This window comes from Kitasatospora sp. GAS1066B (assembly GCF_041262605.1).
Taxonomy (GTDB): domain Bacteria; phylum Actinomycetota; class Actinomycetes; order Streptomycetales; family Streptomycetaceae; genus Kitasatospora.
In genome coordinates this window covers 1-16,365 of record NZ_JBGCCO010000051.1, presented here as the reverse complement: position 1 = coordinate 16,365, position 16,365 = coordinate 1, and the positions used below count along the sequence as shown (strand labels likewise).

The 16,365-nt window shown below is 71.1% G+C and carries 12 protein-coding genes; 7 read left to right on the top strand and 5 right to left on the bottom strand.

Annotated features, from left to right (window positions below; genetic code table 11):
- Positions 1-31: 31 nt before the first annotated feature.
- From ABH937_RS35540 to ABH937_RS35530, 3 genes are all read right to left on the bottom strand, one after another.
- Positions 32-910 carry a geranyl diphosphate 2-C-methyltransferase gene (locus ABH937_RS35540; RefSeq protein ID WP_280694666.1) on the bottom strand — a complete coding sequence of 293 codons (879 nt, stop codon included), beginning with the start codon at positions 908-910 and terminating at the stop codon, positions 32-34.
- Positions 911-981: 71 nt separating this feature from the next.
- Positions 982-2,133 (bottom strand): family 2 encapsulin nanocompartment cargo protein terpene cyclase, encoded by a 1,152-nt coding sequence (locus ABH937_RS35535; RefSeq protein ID WP_280694665.1) that lies wholly within the window; start codon positions 2,131-2,133, stop codon positions 982-984.
- Between the two features lie 3 nt (positions 2,134-2,136).
- Positions 2,137-3,576: a family 2B encapsulin nanocompartment shell protein gene (locus ABH937_RS35530; protein WP_280694663.1), complete on the bottom strand. Its 1,440-nt coding sequence runs from the start codon at positions 3,574-3,576 to the stop codon at positions 2,137-2,139.
- A 576-nt stretch (positions 3,577-4,152) separates the two neighbouring features.
- Here ABH937_RS35530 and ABH937_RS35525 point away from each other — a divergent pair.
- Positions 4,153-5,772, top strand: coding sequence for a SpoIIE family protein phosphatase (locus tag ABH937_RS35525; RefSeq protein ID WP_280694662.1), 1,620 nt, complete (start codon positions 4,153-4,155; stop codon positions 5,770-5,772).
- Between the two features lie 86 nt (positions 5,773-5,858).
- Here ABH937_RS35525 and ABH937_RS35520 read toward each other — a convergent pair whose 3' ends face one another.
- Positions 5,859-7,652: an alkaline phosphatase family protein gene (locus tag ABH937_RS35520; protein ID WP_280694661.1), complete on the bottom strand. Its 1,794-nt coding sequence runs from the start codon at positions 7,650-7,652 to the stop codon at positions 5,859-5,861.
- A gap of 394 nt (positions 7,653-8,046) precedes the next feature.
- Between ABH937_RS35520 and ABH937_RS35515 the strand changes: the two genes are divergently transcribed.
- The 3 genes from ABH937_RS35515 (at position 8,047) to ABH937_RS35505 (ending at position 11,828) form a co-directional block, all read left to right on the top strand.
- Positions 8,047-9,801 carry a sodium:solute symporter family protein gene (locus tag ABH937_RS35515; protein ID WP_280694660.1) on the top strand — a complete coding sequence of 585 codons (1,755 nt, stop codon included), beginning with the start codon at positions 8,047-8,049 and terminating at the stop codon, positions 9,799-9,801.
- 13 nt (positions 9,802-9,814) lie between these two features.
- The gene (locus ABH937_RS35510; protein ID WP_280694659.1) at positions 9,815-10,078 is read left to right on the top strand and encodes a hypothetical protein; all 264 of its coding nucleotides are present in this window, start codon (positions 9,815-9,817) and stop codon (positions 10,076-10,078) included.
- A gap of 415 nt (positions 10,079-10,493) precedes the next feature.
- Positions 10,494-11,828 carry a globin domain-containing protein gene (locus ABH937_RS35505; protein ID WP_280694658.1) on the top strand — a complete coding sequence of 445 codons (1,335 nt, stop codon included), beginning with the start codon at positions 10,494-10,496 and terminating at the stop codon, positions 11,826-11,828.
- Between the two features lie 91 nt (positions 11,829-11,919).
- Here the strand turns inward: ABH937_RS35505 and ABH937_RS35500 are convergent, their stop codons facing one another.
- Complete coding sequence (locus tag ABH937_RS35500) at positions 11,920-12,726, bottom strand: SAM-dependent methyltransferase (RefSeq protein ID WP_280694657.1); 807 nt, start codon at positions 12,724-12,726, stop codon at positions 11,920-11,922.
- A gap of 400 nt (positions 12,727-13,126) precedes the next feature.
- Between ABH937_RS35500 and ABH937_RS35495 the strand changes: the two genes are divergently transcribed.
- The 3 genes from ABH937_RS35495 to polX are packed head-to-tail and all read left to right on the top strand — an operon-like array spanning position 13,127 to position 16,275.
- Positions 13,127-13,684, top strand: a complete 558-nt coding sequence (locus ABH937_RS35495) for a sigma-70 family RNA polymerase sigma factor (RefSeq protein WP_280694656.1) — start codon at positions 13,127-13,129, stop codon at positions 13,682-13,684.
- Positions 13,681-14,547: a glycoprotein gene (locus tag ABH937_RS35490; protein ID WP_370220637.1), complete on the top strand. Its 867-nt coding sequence runs from the start codon at positions 13,681-13,683 to the stop codon at positions 14,545-14,547. The genes ABH937_RS35495 and ABH937_RS35490 overlap by 4 nt, the downstream gene beginning before the upstream one ends.
- Positions 14,548-14,556: 9 nt before the next feature.
- Positions 14,557-16,275 carry a DNA polymerase/3'-5' exonuclease PolX gene (gene polX, locus ABH937_RS35485; protein ID WP_370220636.1) on the top strand — a complete coding sequence of 573 codons (1,719 nt, stop codon included), beginning with the start codon at positions 14,557-14,559 and terminating at the stop codon, positions 16,273-16,275.
- The last annotated feature ends 90 nt before the right edge of the window (positions 16,276-16,365 follow it).

The window sequence follows — 16,365 nt, the reverse complement described above, 5'->3', positions numbered from 1 at the left end:
TCCACCTGCGCTCGCTACCCGCTGTGAGCGGTCAGATCTTGTCCGCAGCGATCATCAAGTAGTGGAAACTGCCCTCGCGATAGGCCGTCAGGAACGCGTCCTCGATGCCGCTCGCCACCTCGGCCTGGGCCCGCAACTCCCAGTAGGGGATGGTGGCGGCGGTCAGGTCGACCACGCTGATCGGGACCAGGTCGTTGGCCGACATCGCCGCGAAGTACTCGCTGCGCGGGTGGATGTCGCAGATGTAGTGCGCGTCGATCTGGCTGACCGCGCGGGACGGCTGCCGGCCGTGCACGTCGTTGTAGCAGCCGGTGATCGTGACGTACCGGCCGCCAGGGCGCAGCACCCGGCTGTGCTCGGCGAAGAGCTTGTGCAGGTCGACGTACATGGTGCTCTCGTTGTTCCAGATCGCCTGGAAGGTGGCGTCGGGGAACTCGTTGTGCAACATGTTGCGGAAGTGGAAGGCCACCTTGTCGGCGACCCCGCGCTCGCCCGCCTGGTTGTTGGCGAACCGCACCTGCTCCTCGGAGATCGAGATGCCGTCCACCTGGCAGCCGAAGCGGAGGTTCGCCAGGAAGCTGGTGCCGCCCCGTCCGGACCCGGCGTCCAGGATCCGGTCCCCGGCGCCGAGCGGGCCGAGCTGGTCGAGCAGGTACTCGGCCTGGGCCGCCTCCAGGCGGTGCAGCTCCGCCACGATCCGCTGCTCGCGGGTGGCCTCGTCGCCCTCCAGCACGGACCGGTCGACCTCGCCGATGCCGTAGTGGTGGTGGAAGGTTCCGCTGACCTCACCGAGCCGCAGGTTGACCGGCGCCTTCTCGTTGTTCCAGTACTCGGCCACGGACTGCTGGTACTTGGTGGCCAGCACCTGGGTGGACCGGGCGTTCGGGGTGGCGCTGTCGAGCAGGGTCATGATGTCCGTCCTCAGGAATGGTCAGGAATGGTCGGGTGTGGTCAGGCATGGCCAGGAATGGCCATGCCTGGTTACGGCTGGTTGTAGCGGGGACTGCTGGCGTGCCACTCCTTGTTGCCGCCGAGCCAGGCCCACAGCGCGCCCAGGTAGCGGGTCAGCAGCGGGTCGCCGCTGGCGCTGAGCGCGGCGGCGGCGGCCTCGAAGGAGTGCACGAGCTCGTTGTGCAGGTCGGCGGCCCGGTGGGTGGCCTCGGCCAGCGAACAGCCCTCCTCCGCCGCGATCACGGTGGGCAGGTTGTACTCCAGGCCCGCCGCACCGCCCTCCTTGCGCATCGAGTAGACGTCGTTGAGCAGCACCGAGGCGAGCGCGGCCTGCACGGTGGCCCGGCGGACCGCGGAGCTGCCGTAGACGGTGGCGGGCAGCTCGTAGCCGCCCATCGTGTCCACCAGCGTCATGCAGGGCAGGAAGCTGTTCATCTGACGGTTCGCCAGGTACTCCCAGACGGCCGGCGGGCGACCGCCGATCCGCCAGCCGGCCTCGGCGTCCATGCCGAGGAAGAGCCCGGCGATCTCCTGGCGCAGGCGGGTGATCTGGGCGCCGCTGGCGTACTCGGCGAGCCGCTCGACGGAGTCGCGCAGCGCGTGCCAGACGGGCTGGGTGGTCATCTCGCGCTGGTAGGCCTCGGCGTGGCGCCCTGGCAGCTGGGCCGGGTCGATCGCCGACTGGGCGAGCATCAGCTGCGGCCCGAGGCGTTCGGGGTGGTCGCCGGTGGCGGCCTCGTCGCAGAAGTAGTCGTCGACGGCGAACTCGGCCGCCATGCAGCGCGCCGCGGCCAGCAGCCGGTCCGGGTCGTCGGTGTCGGGGTGGGTGAGCATGACCAGGCGTCCGTAGCCGGCGTGGCGGAACTTCTCCAACTGGCCGGCGTAGATGCCGACCTGCTCGGCCCAGCGGACCAGCCGGTCGTCGATCTCCTGGCCGAGCGCCGGATCGTCGCGCAGGTGCGGCGGGCAGTACAGCTCGGGCAGCGCGGCGTCGGAGGCAGGTCGGGCACGCTCGGGCCGCGCGGCGGCCGAACCGGCCGCCGCGCCGCGTGGCCGCAGCAACTCGCCGACGCGGGCCGCCGAGGTGCCCAGGCCGGTCGGTCCGGTCGGCAGCCGGCGGGCGACGGGAGGGGCCGGCGGCCGTCCCGGCCGGGCGGGGGGCAGGGCTTCGAAGACGGCCACCGGTCAGGACCTCGGCGCGGCGATGTCGACGTTCTCCAGGACCCCGACGGCGTCCTGGACCAGGATCGCCACCGAGTAGTAGGCGGTCACCAGGTAGCGCATGATCGCCTTGTCGTCGATCCCCATGAAACGGACGTTCAGGCTGGGCTCGAACTCGTCGGGAATGCCGGTCTGGTGCAACCCGATGACCCCCTGGTCCTTCTCGCCGGTGCGCATCGCGAGGATCGAGGAGGTGTGCCCGCCGGTGATCGGGATCTTGCCGCTGGGGAAGATCGGCACGCCGCGCCAGGCCGGCACCTGGTGACCGTCGACCGTGGTGCTGTCCGGGTAGATGCCGCGCTTGGTGCACTCGCGGAAGAACGCCGCGATGGCCTTGGGGTGGGCGAGGAAGAGGTCGGTGCCGCGCCGCATCGAGAGCAGGTCGTCCATGTCGTCCGGAGTGGGCGGCCCGGACCAGGTGTTGATCCGCTGGTCGTAGGCGGCGTTGTGGAGCAGGCCGAACTGACGGTTGTTCAGCAGCTCCCACTCCTGGCGCTCGCGGATCTCCTCGACGGTCAGCCGCAGTTGTTCCTCGAGCTGGTTCATCGGGTCGTTGTAGAGGTCGGCGACCCGGGTGTGCATCCGCAGGATGGTCTGGGTGAGCGAGAGTTCGTACTCGCGCGGCGAGAGCTCGTAGTCCACGAAGGAGCCGGGGATCTCCGCCTCGCCCTCGTGCCCGGCGGCGACGGCGACCTCCACCTCGCCCTTGGAGTTCACCCGCCGCTCGCTGTTGGCGACGAACTTGCCGACCTGCTCGCGCAGTTCGGCGGAGCGGTCGAACAGGTCGAGGAAGGCGTCCCAGCGCAGCACCAGCAGCGTCCCGGCGGTGGCGGCCCTGACCGTGGCACTCCAGCGCGGCGCGGCCCCGCGCGCGCTGCCGGCCCCCAGGTCCAGCAGGGCCTCGTCACCCAGGTGGTCGCCGTCGGCCAGGACGCCGATGGTCTTCTCCTCGTCGCCGTACTTGCCGGCCGCGATCCGCTCCATCCGGCCGTGCGCGATGACGAAGACCTCCTCCACCGGCCGGCCGCGCTCCGCGATCACCTCGCCCGCGCGGAACTCCCGCACCACGAACCGGCCGGCCAGCTCGGTCAGCAGCGCGTCGTCGCCGAACTCGCGCAGCACCGGCAGTTCGCGCAGCGTCTCGGGGATGATCCGGACGTCGTCCGCCCCGGACTGGACGAAGCCGACCCGGCCGCGGCCGACGGCCAGCGAGAGCCGCCGGTTGACCCGGTAGGTGCCGCCGGACACCTGCACCCACGGGAGCCGGCGCAGCAGCCAGCGTGAGGTGATGCCGCGCATCTGGGGCACGGACTTGGTGGTGGTGGTCAGGGTGCGCGCGGCGGCGGTGCTCAGGCTGAACTGGGTGGGGGCGGCGGCGGGGGTGGCGTCCGGTTCTATCGTCATCGAGGCGCTCCAGGGGAGAGAATGAGGGCATGCCCATGTCAATAGCGGCGGCGTACAGCAAGGGCAACCGCTCTCGATCACCCGTGCCAGGTGTGAGAACGATAAGCCCACCGGGAACAGCAGTACGGATCGAACGCGCCAACCTCCAGCCCTCGACCCGACGATCGCGAGTGGGGCATCGCGCCAGGTCAGAGCGGATATCAGGAGCTACACCGAGTACAGACGGAATCGATCATTCCGCTAAATGCCCGGGTGGACGCGATGATCGACAGTGGCTTGATCATGACGAGCCCCGAACACGGTGCGGCCCCGGCCCCCTACAATCCGCCACCACACCGCCGGGCGCGCCCAGCAGGTCGCAACCGGTTTCGCCGCACGCCTCCTGACGATCGCTCAGCGGGTCACCGCCCGTCGGCCCCGATGGTGCGTCACCATGGCAGGCCAGGCACACTGGGCGACAGCTCGCTCCTTGATGCGTTTCGCCCGAGGCGGCGCGATCATGGACGGAGTGCGGTTTTGCCCGCGGGGGCAGAGGTGCGGTTTTGCCCGCGGGGGCAGGAGGGCAGGAGAAAGACGGTGCACGCCGAGACCTCGGGCCAGAACGCCGACTCCGCACACGGCGAGCCGGCCGTCGCGGGCGAGGCCGCCCTGGTGCGCGCCGCGTTCGACAGCGCGCCGGTGGGCCTGGCCATCGTGGATCCGGAGCTGCGCTGGGTGCGGGCCAACCTCGCCTTTCTCGCCCTGACCGGCTGCTCGGCCGCCGAACTGCTCGGCCACCCGGTGGCCGACACCTCGCTGCGCGAGCTCGGGCCGGCGCTCCGACAGGCGCTCGCCGGGGCGCAGTCCGCCGAGCTGAGCCTGGGCCCAGGGGTGACGCTGCGCTGCCGCCGCCTGGAGTCCGACCACGCGGCGGCGGGGGTGCTGGTCACGGTCGCCGCCGACGAGCAGGTCCGGGCCCGGCTGACCCTGCTGAAGACCGCCGCCGACCGGATCGGCAGCACGCTGGACGCGGACACCACCTGCATCGAGCTGGCCCGGTTCGCGGTGGACACCGGCATCGCCGAGTTCGCGGCCGTCGACCTGCTGCCGGGCAGCCACTCCGGTACTGTCACCGGCCGGATCCGGCTGCACCGCGCCGCGCTGGCGGCCACTCCCGCGCTCACGCCACGGCTGGCCGGCCTGGCCCAGCCCGGCGAGAGCGTGCGGTACGGCGACGACTCCGTGGCCGCCCAGTGCCTGACCACCGGCCAACCGGTGCTCGGCGAGGCGCCCGCCGAACTCGCCGCGCCGGGCGGCGCCGAGCAGTCGCTGGCCGTCCCGCTGATCGCGCGCGGACGCACCGTCGGCATCCTCTGGCTGGCCCGACCGGGCGCCGCCGCACCGGAGTTCGGCGGCGAGGGCCTGGTGCTGATCGAGGACCTGTGCGGGCACGCCGCGCTCAGCATCGACAACGCGCTGCGCTACACCAGCTCCCAGGGCGTCGCGCTGGACCTGCAGCGGGCCCTGCTCGCCGACCCGGCCACCCCGCACCCCAACCTGCAACTGGCCACCCGCTACCTGCCGTCCGGCAGCAGCTCGGTGGTCGGCGGCGACTGGTACGAGGCCGTCCGGCTGCCGTTCGGGCGGACCCTGCTGGTGATCGGCGACGTGATGGGCCACGGCGTCGAGGCGGCCGTCGACATGAGCACCTACCGCTCGATGCTCCGCTACACCGCCAGCATGGACCTGCCGCCGCATCGGATCCTGCGTCAGTTGGACGCGCTGATCTCGGAGAACGAGACCGCCCGCCCCGCCACCTGCCTGCTCGCCCTGGCCGACCCCAACCGCCGACGCTGGACCTTCGCCAGCGCCGGCCACCTGCCGCCCGCCCTGATCACCCCCGGCCTGCCCACCGAACTCGTTGAGTTGCCCACCGGTCCACCCCTGGGCAGCGGGCTGGCCGACTACGCACAGGTCACCCGCCCCCTGCTGCCCGCCCAGGTGCTGCTGCTCTACACCGACGGCCTGGTGGAGCGCCGCCACGAGGACATCGACGTCTCACTGGCCCGGCTCGCCGACCTGCCCCTGCAAGCCGGCGCCGACCTGGAGGACCTGCTGGACACCGTCCTGCACCAACTCGCCGCCACCCCGGCCCAGGACGACACGGCCCTGCTCGCGGCCCGCGCCCGGCCACCGCAGGAGCCGGGTCGCGGCTGACGGGGCCCGGCAACCATGACGGCGGCCGGCCGCACCCCCCTGCGGGAGTGCTGCCGGCCGCCATCGGCTTCGCGGTCCGTCGTCGGTCAGCTCACGGTGAGGGTGAGCGGGCCGGCGAGCGCCGTGTAGCCGTCGTTGTAGAGGTACCAGACGTCATAGCTGCCCGGACCGTTGAGCTTGGTGGTGTCGAAGGTCAGGCTGCCGCTGCCGTTCGGCGCGTACTGCCAGGTGATCGAGGACTGCGAACCGGGCGTCGCGCCGGCCGGGTAGATGCCGATCCAGTTGGTCGAGCTGGTGGTCGCGGCCGGCGTCGCGTACTGGAAGGTGACGCTCGAGCCGTTGGCGACGCTCGGCGTGCCGGTGGTCAGCGTGGTGGTCGGCGCCGGGGCGGTGGTGGGCGCGAAGGCGTCGTTCAGCGGGGTCGCGTAGGTGTCGTTGGCGGTGATGCCGGGCAGGCCCAGCGCCGCCTCGATGGTGCGGGCGGTGCTGTAGTGGTCGTAGCGGCTGGCGCTGGTGGTGCCGGCCGGGACGGTGCCCTGCGAGCCGTCGACGACCGCGGCCACCTGGTTGTCGGCGTTGCTGGTGTCCTCGTCCCAGGTGAGGATCAGCAGCGACTTCTGGGTGGTCCAGGCCGGCGACTGCATGATCGGCGCCAGCGTCTGCTTCAGCCAACCGTCCTGGGTCTGCAGGCTGGTGGTGTTGCCGTTGCCGGAGGCCTCGCCGTCGTAGTAGTCGTCGGCGGCGACCCAGGAGAAGGCCGGGGTGGTGGCCGCGCTCTTCAGGTCGGTGGTCAGCTGAGTGGTGTCGAACAGGTGCGCGGCGCAGCGGGACGCGTTGCCGCTGACATCGGTGTAGTTGATGAACGGGGCGTCGTCCGGCTCGTACTTGGCGTCGTACTGGGTGGTGGTGTTGCAGGGGGTGCCCATGCCCTGCTCGTACGCCTTCCAGCTCTTGCCGGCGGCGTCGAGCTTGTCGCCCAGGTTGGTGCCCGGCGCGTTGATGTTCGGCCAGTAGGTGGCACCGGTGGTGTAGGTGTCACCGCCCGCGACGGCCAGGTAGTTCTCGTCGCTCGGGTGGTACACGGCGTGGTAGTTGTTCATCGACGCGCCCTGCGCCATCAGACTGTGGATGTACGGCGTGTCGGTCGGGTCGCCCATCACCGCCGAGTAGTCGGTGTTCTCCATCATGACCATGAAGACGTGGTCGTAGCCCGGCACCTTGGAGACCGGCGGCGCCAGGGTGGCGGCGGTGACCGGGGTGTTCAGGGTCAACGAGAGGTTGTCCAGGTAGCCGGACTCGCCCGAGCTCTGCAGGAACTGGGCCTCGACCTGGATCGAGCGGGTGCCGGCCGGGACGGCGCCGGTGCTGGCGCGGGCCAGGAACTCGGTGGTGTTGGAGCGGTCCGCGGCCGAGACCGTGGGCAGGTTCGCGGTCGAACCGAGCTGCGCGCCCGAGGCGTCCTGGAACTTCAGCGAGACCTGGACGTTGCCCGCGTAGCTGGTCCAACCGCCCAGCCAGCCCGAGAGGTTGTAGCTGATGCCGCCGCCGTCGATGGCGCCGGCGGCGGAGGAGACGTCCACGGTCTGCTCCATCGCGCCGTCACCCTGGTTGCCGGGGGCGAAGAAGGCGTTGCCGGGCGCCGGGCTGGCCGGGTGGCCGAAGCTGCCGACCGAGTAGCAGACCACGTCCGGGCTGCCGGAGAGCACCGTCCAGCCCGGCATGGTGGTGGCAGCGGTCCAGTCCTTGGTGCAGTAGCCCGCCTCGGCACTGCCGTTCACGATCAGGTTGCCGCTGGTGGCAGCCGCGCTCGCGGGCTGCACCGTGATCAGCGCGCCCAGCAGGGCGAGAACCGCGCCCAGTGCTCGCCAAAGTCGTCTCATATGTCCGCCGACCCTTCAGTCGTTCGCCATCGCGCCGAGTTGCGTCGATGGCAACTCTCTTGCCCGTGCCACGTCATAAGTAGCGCTCCGGGCTGTCCTCGCGGCTAACGGTCGGCCAACGCATGCTGGCCGAAATGGCCGGGATCTGAGGTGAGTTGTATAGACAAGATGGCCTCGCCCTGCCGCCTGCCCGGTTTCGGACACGGATGCCGGTCCAGCGGTCGGGCGCTCGCCCACCCAGCCGCTCGCCCACCCAGCCGCACAGGCACCGAGTCGCTCGGCCACCCAGCCGCGCAGCCGGTCGGCCCAGTCGAAACGCCCACCCCCGGGTGACGAGCAGCCCGGGCCGTCGCCCCGCGCTGCTAGAACGGGACGCCCCGAGGGGGTGAGGTTCATGAAGATCCCGGCCATCAGCAACGTGGCCCCGCAGCAGCTGACCACACACCAGCCGGCCACCCATCAGCTCGCCGACGCCGGCCTGCGGCTGAACGCCAGGCCGATCGACTACGCGCTGCTCGCCGTCTACTTCGCCGTCGTGCTCGGCATCGGCGCGCTCGCCCGGCGCTCGGTCTCCTCCAGCCTGGACTTCTTCCTGTCCGGCCGCTCGCTGCCCGCCTGGCTGACGGGTCTGGCGTTCATCTCCGCCAACCTCGGTGCGGTCGAGATCTTCGGCATGACGGCCAACGGCGCCCAGTTCGGCGTGCCGACCTTCCACTACTACTGGATCGGCGCGATCCCGGCCATGGTCTTCCTCGGCCTGGTGATGATGCCCTTCTACTACGGCTCGAAGGTGCGCAGCGTCCCCGAGTTCCTGCTGCGGCGCTTCGGCAGGTTCGCGCACCTGGTCAACGGGCTCAGCTTCGCCGTCGCCCAGGTGCTGATCGCCGGAGTCAACCTCTACGCGCTGGCCACCGTGGTCAACCTGCTGCTGGGCTGGCCGCTCTGGGTGTCGATCGTGGCCGCCGCCGTGATCGTGCTGGCCTACACCACGCTGGGCGGGCTGTCGGCGGCGGTCTACAACGAGGTGATGCAGTTCTTCGTGATCGTGGCGATGCTGGTGCCGCTCACCCTGGTCGGCCTGCACAAGGTCGGCGGCTGGCACGGGTTGACCGATCGGATCAAGGCCACGAACAACGACGCGGCCGCCCAACTGCACTCCTGGCCCGGCAGCAACCTCACCGGCATCGAGAACGCCGCGCTCTCGGTGATCGGCATCGTCTTCGGGCTCGGCTTCGTGCTCTCCTTCGGCTACTGGACCACCAACTTCGCCGAGGTGCAGCGCGCGCTGGCCGCCCGCAACACGTCCGCCGCCCGCCGCACCCCGCTGATCGGCGCGTACCCGAAAGCACTGATCGCCCTGGTGATCGTGATCCCCGGGATGCTGGCTGCCGTGCTCTCCCCGGAGCTGGCGGCGTACAAGGCCAGCGACGGCACGCTGAAGAACGGGGTGACGTACAACAACGCGATCGAACTGCTGATCCGCGACCTGCTGCCGACCGGCATGCTGGGCGTGGCGATCACCGGCCTGCTGGCCGCCTTCATGGCCGGCATGGCCGCCAACGTCAGCTCGTTCAACACGGTCTTCACCTACGACCTGTGGCAGGCGTACGTGGTCAAGGACCGCCCGGACGCGTACTACCTGCGGGTCGGGCGCACGGTCACCGTGCTGGGCTGCGCGATCGCGATCGGCACGGCGTTCATCGCCAGTGGCTACAACAACATCATGGACTACCTCCAGACCCTGTTCTCCTTCTTCAACGCCCCGCTCTTCGCCACCTTCATCCTGGGCATGTTCTGGAAGCGGACCACTCCGATGGCGGGCGGGGTCGGCCTGATCGTCGGTACCGCCGCGGCCGTCACCGTCGACCAGCTGAACCGGCACCACGTGCTGCACATGTCCGGGCAGGGCCCCAGCTTCGTCGCGGCCAGCGCCGCCTTCGTGCTGGACATCACGGTCAGCGTCGTCGTCTCACTGGTCACCGAACCCAAGCCGGACCGCGAACTGGCCGGCCTGGTCTGGTCGCTGACCCCACGTCAGACGCACCGTGAAGCGCTCGCCCCGGAGGACTCCGGCTGGTACCGCAACCCCGTGCTGCTCGGGGTCGGAGCACTGGTGCTGGCGACCGTGCTCAACGTGCTCTTCTGGTGAGAGGGACTCCCCCATGTTCGACCTGCGCTGGATCCTCGCCATGCTCTTCACCCTCTACGGCACCGTCCTCACCGTCCTGGGCGCCGCCTTCACCACCGATCTGGACCTGGCCCGGGCCGGCGGCGTGAACGTGAACCTCTGGGTGGGCATCGGCATGCTCATCGGGGCGGCCCTGTTCGGCACCTGGGCCGGCCTGCGCCCGCTCCGCCTGCCGGAACGGAGCGGGACGGAGCAGGCGGAGCAGGGCCCGACCGAACAGGGTCCGACCCCGAGTTGATCGCACTGACGCTTCTTCAGTACGCTGACGCGCAACCACAGTTCGTGGACCGGTGAGTCCCCGGACGAGATCGCAGCGACCGCGAGAATCAGTCAAACGGCAGCAGTGAAACGTCGAACGGTGGCGAACGGGAAAATTGACGGTCCCGCCGCGAAAGGTTCCGCGGCGCACGGCAGGCGGACGACAGGCGGACGGCATTCGCCTTCCCAGAAACCTTGCAGATTACCGTCATAACCAGTAATAACCCACCCCGAGCAGCGACTTGACCTGCCCCGGAACGGACACCAGCGGTTTCACAAATGCTTCACCGGTCGCTGCTTGCCAGGCCCAGCGCAGCTGTGGGCAGAATCGAATTGTTTCTGGCCGTACAGCGACAGCTCCGGGGGGAGGATGAGCTGGACAGGAGAGCTCCACCGTGAAGTTCCGCGCCAAGCGCGCTGCCGGCGAGGTCCGCAAGCCCTCGATTCCGGAGAGCGGCTGGCAGCCACCGCTTCCGCAGCCTGCCGTGGTGCCGCCGCAGCGGCCCGTTCCGGCCGGCGGGGCCGTACTCCCGAGCAATTCGGCCCAGTCGGCGAATGCGCCGACGGCCGGGCCGTTCGCCCCGCAGCCTGCCCCGGTGGATCAGGCCGCGAACGACAGTGCGCTGATCCGGGCCAGTCTCTCCGTGGTCGAACCGCATGCCGCGAACCTGCCGGGCTTCTTCTACGCGACCTTGTTCGGGCGCTATCCGCAGGTCCGCGAACTGTTCCCGCCCGACATGGACGTCCAGCACGACCGCTTGCTGCGGGCCCTGCTGATGATCGTCGATCTGGTGGACGATCCCGCCAATCTGGCGAGGTTCTGCGAACACCTGGGCCGCGACCATCGCAAGTTCGGCACCGAAAGCGCACATTACGCGGCGGTCGGCGAGTGCCTGCTGGCCACCCTGGCGCACTACGCGGGCCCCGCCTGGAACGCCGGGACCGCCGCCGCCTGGTCCCGGGCGTACACCACGGTCGCCGAGGTGATGGACCAGGCCGCCAGGGCCGACGCGGCGATCCGCCCCGCCGTCTGGGGCGCCCAGATCGTCGCGCACCACCGACACGGCGACGAGATCGCCGAGTTGACCGTGCGGACCGACCAGCCGTACCCCTTCGTCGGCGGGCAGTACGTCAGCGTGGCGACCCCGTGGTGGCCGAAGCTGTGGCGCTACCTCTCCCCCGCCAACGCCCCGCGGCCCGACGGCACCATCACCTTCCACGTCCAGCAGGTACCCGGCGGCCGGGTCAGCGGCGCGCTGGTGCAGCGTGCCGCGGTCGGCGACGTGCTGCAACTGGGCGCGCCGCAGGGCGACATGGTGCTCGATCCGGCCTCGGCCAGGGACATCGTCTGCATCGCGGGCGGCACCGGACTCGCCCCGATCCGCGCACTGGTCGAGCAGGCCGCACTGAACGGCCTGCGCCGACGGGTGGACGTCTTCCTCGGTGCCCGCACCGCCGCCGGCCTGTACGGGCTGGACGACCTGCTGCGGATGTCCCAGCGCCACCGCTGGCTCACCGTGCGCGCCGCCGTCGCCGACCAGGAGGCCCGCGACGGCGCCGCCTTCCTGCCCAAGGTGCTCGCCGATTCCGGTCCCTGGAAGCAGCACGACGCCTACCTCAGCGGACCCGCCCCGATGATCGTCACCGCCGCCCGGGTGCTGGCCCGGGGTGGGGTACCCCTGCACCGGATCCACCACGACCCGTTCGTGGCGCTGGACGACCTCGCCTGACGCGTCAATGTCCGTGCGTCGGCCACAAAGTCGGCCACAAGGACGGCCGGTGCACGGACGTTGACGAGCAGTCGGCTTGAGAACCGGCGGCTCAGGGCTTGAGCGCCACCCCCGCATACACCGAGGACTCCTCGTCGCTCACCATCGCGCCCTCGGGGCTGTCCGGGCGCCAGCGCTGGGTGGGCACGATGCCGGGCGCCACCAGCTCCCAGTCGCCGAAGAAGCGGGCGAACTCCGCCTTGCTGCGGGCCTGCAGCGGTGTGCCGGCGGACTGGTAGATCTGCACCAGCCGGGCGATCTCGGTGGGCGCGAAGTCCTCCGTCACGTGGGTCATCGCGACGGCGCTCCCGGAGACCAGCGCGCCCTTGAAGTGCTCCACGATCCCGTGGGTCCCGCGGTCGTCGGGGATGAAGTGCAGCAGGGCGTTGAGGCTCAGCGCGATCGGGCGGTCGAAGTCGAGGGTGTCGCGCAGCTCCGCCGAGGCGAGCAGCGCGGCCGGGTCCGTGACGTCGGCCTGGACGTAGGCGGTGCGGCCCTCGGGGGCGCCGATCAGCAGTGCCTTGGCGTGTGCCAGGACGATCGGGTCGTTGTCGGCGTAGACCACCCGGGCCGCGCGGTTGACGCTCTGGGCGATCTCATGGAGGTTCGGCGAGGTGGGGATGCCGGTGCCGATGTCGAGGAACTGGTCGATGCCGGCCTCGGCCAGCGCCCGGGCGGAGCGGTGCATGAAGGCGCGGTTGACCCGGGCGGTGGTCTGCACGAACGGCATCACGGCCTTCACCTGGCCCGCCGCCTCGCGGTCGGCGGCGAAGTTGGTGACGCCGCCGAGGAAGTAGTCGTACATCCGGGCCGAGTGCGCCCGGTGCAGCTCCAGGTTGACACCGTCGTAGTCGGTCATCGAATCCCCCTCCGTGATCCCGGTGGCCGCACGACCGCCGGTGGTGCTCCGCGGCGGCCCCGCAGCCGACCGCACAACTGGACGAGCACCATGATTCCCCACTCGGCAACGCATCATCCGGGCAACCCTGAAGTAGCTATGCCATGCGCATATGACACCATGTCAGTTAGTGGGATCATCTGAGCATCACAAACAGCTCTTCTCCTACACCGGGACGAGCCCACTCTGGTTCCATGGTCGTCGAGGGTGGGCACGACTCCTCCTGCGGCGGCCCGGCCGCGCCGCGGCTCGAACACCGAGCACGCAGAGAACGCTGAGAACGCCGAGAACCTTGACGAAGGCAGGACCGATGACGATGGACAAGGGCGGCCGCACAACCGGGCGCCCGGGAGGGCCTGCGGTGGACAGCACCGGTGAGGGCGCGGCCAATGCCCGGCTGTGGCTCTCCTACCAGGTGTTCTGCGAGGTCCACGGCCGGGCCTGGCTGGCCTTCGCGCGCACCACGATCGGCAACCGCGCCGACGCCGAGCTGGTGGTGGCGGCGATGACGGCCGAACTGGCCCGGCAGTGGCCGCACGCGCTGCGCCACCAGGTGCCCGCCGCGTACGCCTGGCGGTTACTCAAGTCCCATCTCAACGACTGGGCTTGGAACCAGGACCAGGTGGCGGTCGAGGCCACCACCTTCGCCGTGGTGATCGACCGGTTCAAGGAGCTGGCCGGCGACAGCCTGCGCAGCGAGGCGGACCAGGTCGGCCTGTACGGCGCCATCCTGGCACTGCCGGACCGGCAACGTGACGTGGTGATCCTGCGTTACGTGCTCGACCTCGACGACCCGGAGATCGCCGCCTACCTGGACCGCCCGGTGGAGACCGTCCGCAGCAACCTGCGGCACGCCCGCGAGCGGCTGGCCCGGCGGCTGGGGATCGGCGAGCTGCCGGATCGGCGGGCCGAGCGGTGACCCGGCGGCCCAGGTCGGCGGCGCTGCCCGAGTGGCTCGGCTGCGAGCCCGACGGCACCGACCAGGCGGGCGCGCGGCTGGAGCCCGCGCTCTCGGTTCCCGCTCCCGTCCGCCCCTACGAGGAGCTGATCGCGGCCGCCCGCCAGGCCCGGCTCACCGCTGCCCCGGCCAACCTGCCCTCGGAGCACGAGCAGGCGAAGTTCGAACTCGGCCTGGTCGTCGCGCTGATCCTGGACGCGCCGGAGGCGGCCCGCGGCCTGGACCTGCTGGTCAACAGCCGGCAGATCCATCCCGAGGGCGCCGAGGTGTTCGCCGCGCTGCTCTACGCCAGCGAGCGGGTCGACGGCGCCGAGTTCTGGTGGCGCTTCGCGGCCGGCTCCGGCAGCCGGATCTCCGCCTACTGCCTGCACCTGCACCACCTGCGGCTGGGCGAGTCGGGCGACGCGGACTACTGGCTGGCCTGGTCCCGCGACCTCGCCGAACGGGCCCGCCCGACCCCGCCGCGGCCGCTGCGCTCCAGCCAGCCGCTGCTGCCCGACGCCGTCCGCCGCGACATCCTGGCCCGCTGCCACCGCGGCCTGGCGCCCCGGCTCCCGGCGGCCCTGGAGGCGGTGATCAACCAACTCCCGGTCAGGGCCGACGATCCCGACTTCGGGCACGTGCCGCGGCCGGACGCGTTCGCCCTCGACGGCCTGGAGCCCCGGACCGGGCCCGCCCGCACCGCACCCGCAGCCCCAGCACCCGACGCACCCGCACCCGACGCCGCAGAGCTCGAGGCCGGAGAGCTCGACGCCGCAGAGCTCGAGGCCGGAGACTTCGAGGCCGCCCCCAGCTGCCGCACCCGCCCGCCCCGCCCCGCCTAGACTGGCCCCATGGCCCGTCTCAACGACGAGGTCGCGGCACTGCTGCAGGAGTACGCCGACCTCATCCTGCTGACCGGCGGCGACGCCTACCGCGCGCGCTCCTACGAGAAGGCCGCCCGGGCGGTGGGCGGGTACCACCAGGACCTCGCCCAGCTCGACGCGGCGGGGCTGCTGGAGATCCCCGGCGTCGGGAAGTCGACCGCGCAGAAGATCACCGAGTACCTGACCCACGGGCGCATCGCCACCCTGGAACAGCTGCGCGCGAAGGTCCCGCCCTGCCTGCGGAAGATCATGGCGATCCCCACCGTGGGCCCCAAGAAGGCCGCGATCATCTACCGGGAACTGGGCATCGCCACGGTCGACGAGCTGCTGGCGGCGACCCGGGACGAGCGGTTGAACGACCTGCCCCGGCTGGGGCCGCGCACGGCGGAGAACATCCGGCACGGCATCGAGCAGCTGCGCCAGGGCGGCGGGCGCACCCTGCTGAACGCCGCGACCGAGCTGGCGGAGGAGCTGGTGGCCCAGCTGGCCGAGGTGCCGGGCTGCGTCCGGTGCGGGTGCGCGGGCTCGCTGCGCCGGCTGCGGGAGACCGTCGGCGACCTCGACATCCTCGCCGCCGCCAAGGACTCCGCCCCGCTGATGGCGGCCCTGAAGGCGCTGCCCGGCACCGCGGAGGTCCTGGTCAGCGGCCCCACCAAGACCTCGATCCGGACCACCGACGGCCTCCAGGTGGACCTGCGGGTGGTCCCGCCCGAGGACTGGGGCGCCGCGCTGGTCTACTTCACCGGCTCCAAGGCGCACAACATCAAGCTGCGCGCCCGAGCCGTCAAGGCCGGCCTCAAGCTCTCCGAGTACGGCCTGTTCGAGGTGGCGGGCGGCCGGAAGCTGGCCTCCCGGACGGAGCTCGAGATCTACCAGGCACTCGGCCTGCCCTGGATCCCGCCCACCCTTCGCGAGGACCGCGGCGAGATCGAGGCGGGCCTGGGCGGCGAGCTGCCGGACCTGGTCACCGAGCGCGAGGTGCGCGGCGATCTGCACACCCACACCGACCTGACCGACGGCCTGGCCACGCTGGCGGACATGCTCGCGGCAGCGGCCGAGCGCGGCTACGCGTACTACGCCGTCACCGACCACGCGCCGGACCTCTCGATGCAGCGGATGACGGACGAGAAGATGCTCGCCCAACGCGAGCGGCTACGCGAACTCGACGGCCACTTCGGGAAGATGCGCCTGCTGCACGGCACCGAACTCAACATCGGCCCGGACGGCGACGTCGACTGGCCGCCCGAGTTCCTGGCCGGCTTCGACCTCTGCGTGGCCTCGATCCACTCCCACTTCCGGGCCGACCGCGCCGAGCAGACCCGCCGCCTGGTGCGGGCCTGCGAGAACCCGTACGTCCACATCATCGGCCACCCCACCACCCGCCTGCTCGGTCGGCGCCCACCCATCGACGTCGACCTCGACGCGCTCTACGCCGCCTGCGCCCGCACCGGTACCGCCCTGGAGGTCAACTCCTCGCCCGAACGCCTCGATCTGAACGACGAACAGCTCCTGGCGGCCCGCCGCCACGGCGTCCGCTTCGCGGTGAACACCGACGCGCACTCGATCCCGCACCTGGCCAACCTGCGCTACGGCATCGGCACCGCCCAACGCGGCTGGCTCACCAGCGACGAGATCATCAACACCTGGCCCCTCACCCGCCTGCGCCGATTCCTGCGCCACGCCTAGTAGGGCTTGGTCAGGTGTACTCGCTGTGGCGTGTCTTTGTCCCGGTTGGCGCGTTGATGGTGTGTGACACCTGGGGAGATGGCCGAGGTC

Bases quoted from the DNA above. Each gene is read 5' to 3' on its own strand.
- ABH937_RS35520 (WP_280694661.1), bottom strand. From the start codon at position 7,652: ATGAGACGACTTTGGCGAGCACTGGGCGCGGTTCTCGCCCTGCTGGGC.
- ABH937_RS35510 (WP_280694659.1), top strand. From the start codon at position 9,815: ATGTTCGACCTGCGCTGGATCCTCGCCATGCTCTTCACCCTCTACGGC.
- ABH937_RS35500 (WP_280694657.1), bottom strand. From the start codon at position 12,726: ATGACCGACTACGACGGTGTCAACCTGGAGCTGCACCGGGCGCACTCG.
- ABH937_RS35540 (WP_280694666.1), bottom strand. From the start codon at position 910: ATGACCCTGCTCGACAGCGCCACCCCGAACGCCCGGTCCACCCAGGTG.
- ABH937_RS35515 (WP_280694660.1), top strand. From the start codon at position 8,047: ATGAAGATCCCGGCCATCAGCAACGTGGCCCCGCAGCAGCTGACCACA.
- polX (WP_370220636.1), top strand. From the start codon at position 14,557: ATGGCCCGTCTCAACGACGAGGTCGCGGCACTGCTGCAGGAGTACGCC.
- ABH937_RS35530 (WP_280694663.1), bottom strand. From the start codon at position 3,576: ATGACGATAGAACCGGACGCCACCCCCGCCGCCGCCCCCACCCAGTTC.